Genomic DNA, 2,769 nt, shown 5'->3' on the forward strand with positions numbered 1-2,769 from the left:
TATTGGGAGCCTGGCGGTGTACTACTCTCGCATGGCAACTGCCACACTACCATCGTCGCAGCTGCGTTTCACTTCTGAGTTCGGAATGGATTCAGGTGGTTCCACAGCGCTATTGCCACCAGGCAAAAACTGTTTGTCTGTCTTTAACTAAAGCAAGCTGATAATTCGTTTCACAACACACACGCGCAAAACAACTTGGGCGTTGTATGGTTAAGCCTCTCGGGCAATTAGTATGAGTTAGCTTAACGTGTCACCACGCTTCCACACCTCACCTATCAACGTTGTGGTCTCCAACAACCCTTATGTGTGCTCAAGGCACAAGGGATGACTCATCTCTTGGCCGGCTTCCCGCTTAGATGCTTTCAGCGGTTATCCGTTCCGAACGTAGCTACCGGGCAGTGCCATTGGCATGACAACCCGAACACCAGCGGTTCGTTCACTCCGGTCCTCTCGTACTAGGAGCAACTCCAATCAATCATCCAACGCCCACGGCAGATAGGGACCGAACTGTCTCACGACGTTCTAAACCCAGCTCGCGTACCACTTTAAATGGCGAACAGCCATACCCTTGGGACCGACTTCAGCCCCAGGATGTGATGAGCCGACATCGAGGTGCCAAACACCGCCGTCGATATGAACTCTTGGGCGGTATCAGCCTGTTATCCCCGGAGTACCTTTTATCCGTTGAGCGATGGCCCTTCCATACAGAACCACCGGATCACTAAGACCTACTTTCGTACCTGCTCGACGTGTCTGTCTCGCAGTTAAGCTGGCTTCTGCCTTTGCACTAACCGTACGATGTCCGACCGTACTTAGCCAACCTTCGTGCTCCTCCGTTACTCTTTAGGAGGAGACCGCCCCAGTCAAACTACCCACCAGACACTGTCCGCAGTCCCGATCAGGGACCTACGTTAGAACATCAAACATACAAGGGTGGTATTTCAAGGACGGCTCCACGAGAACTGGCGTTCCCGCTTCAAAGCCTCCCACCTATCCTACACATGTAGGGTCAATGTTCAGTGCCAAGCTATAGTAAAGGTTCACGGGGTCTTTCCGTCTAGCCGCGGGTATACGGCATCTTCACCGCAATTTCAATTTCACTGAGTCTCTGGTGGAGACAGCCTGGCCATCATTACACCATTCGTGCAGGTCGGAACTTACCCGACAAGGAATTTCGCTACCTTAGGACCGTTATAGTTACGGCCGCCGTTTACCGGGGCTTCGATCAAGAGCTTCGCTTGCGCTAACCCCATCAATTAACCTTCCGGCACCGGGCAGGTGTCACACCCTATACGTCCTCTCTCGAGTTTGCAGAGTGCTGTGTTTTTAATAAACAGTTGCAGCCAGCTGGTCACTGCGACTCTCCAATGCTTACGGAGCAAGTCCTTCACACTAGAGAGCGTACCTTCTCCCGAAGTTACGGTACTATTTTGCCTAGTTCCTTCACCAGAGTTCTCTCAAGCGCCTTGGTATTCTCTACCTGACCACCTGTGTCGGTTTCGAGTACGGTCAACAGTACCTGAAGCTTAGAGGCTTTTCCTGGAAGCGTAGCATCAGCAACTTCACCACCTTAGTGGCTCGTCTCGTATCTCAGCATTAGGGAACCGGATTTGCCTAATCCCCCTGCCTACGTACTTTCACATGGACTACCAACGCCATGCCTGCCTAGCTTTCTCCGTCCCCCCATCGCAGTACTGTCGGTACGGGAATATTAACCCGTTTCCCATCGACTACGGCTTTCGCCCTCGCCTTAGGGGCCGACTTACCCTACCCTGATTAGCATGGGATAGGAACCCTTGGTCTTCCGGCGGGGAAGTTTTTCACTCCCCTTATCGTTACTTATGTCAGCATTCGCACTTCTGATACCTCCAGCAGACTTCACAATCTACCTTCGCAGGCTTACAGAACGCTCCTCTACCACTTGCACATAATGCAAGTCCACAGCTTCGGTGCATGGTTTGAGCCCCGTTACATCTTCCGCGCAGACCGACTCGACTAGTGAGCTATTACGCTTTCTTTAAAGGGTGGCTGCTTCTAAGCCAACCTCCTAGCTGTCTATGCCTTTCCACATCGTTTTCCACTTAACCATGACTTTGGGACCTTAGCTGGTGGTCTGGGTTGTTTCCCTTTTCACGGCGGACGTTAGCACCCGTCGTGTGTCTCCCGAGTAGTACTCATTGGTATTCGGAGTTTGCAAAGGGTTGGTAAGTCGGGATGACCCCCTAGCCTTAACAGTGCTCTACCCCCAATGGTATTCGCTCGAGGCGCTACCTAAATAGCTTTCGAGGAGAACCAGATATCTCCCGGCTTGATTAGCCTTTCACCCCTATCCACACGTCATCCCCTAATTTTTCAACATTAGTGGGTTCGGTCCTCCAGTTAGTGTTACCCAACCTTCAACCTGCACATGGATAGATCGCCGGGTTTCGGGTCTACGCCTTGCAACTATTCGCCCAGTTAAGACTCGGTTTCCCTACGGCTCCCCTATTCGGTTAACCTCGCTACAAAACGTAAGTCGCTGACCCATTATACAAAAGGTACGCAGTCACCCCACGAAGAGGCTCCCACTGCTTGTACGTACACGGTTTCAGGTTCTATTTCACTCCCCTAACAGGGGTTCTTTTCGCCTTTCCCTCACGGTACTGGTTCGCTATCGGTCAGTCAGGAGTATTTAGCCTTGGAGGATGGTCCCCCCATCTTCAAACAGGATGTCACGTGTCCCGTCCTACTCGTTTTCATTCATAACAACGCTTCGTGTACGGGGCTATC

At 51.8% G+C, this 2,769-nt stretch carries 2 rRNA genes; both read right to left on the minus strand.

Features of this window, described 5'->3' with window-relative positions:
* Positions 1-8: 8 nt before the first annotated feature.
* Positions 9-123 (minus strand): 5S ribosomal RNA (gene rrf, locus Q399_RS0100075).
* Positions 124-206: 83 nt separating this feature from the next.
* Positions 207-2,769 (minus strand): 23S ribosomal RNA (locus Q399_RS0100080); the annotation flags it as partial.

This window comes from Rheinheimera texasensis DSM 17496, assembly GCF_000711985.1.
GTDB lineage: Bacteria > Pseudomonadota > Gammaproteobacteria > Enterobacterales > Alteromonadaceae > Pararheinheimera > Pararheinheimera texasensis.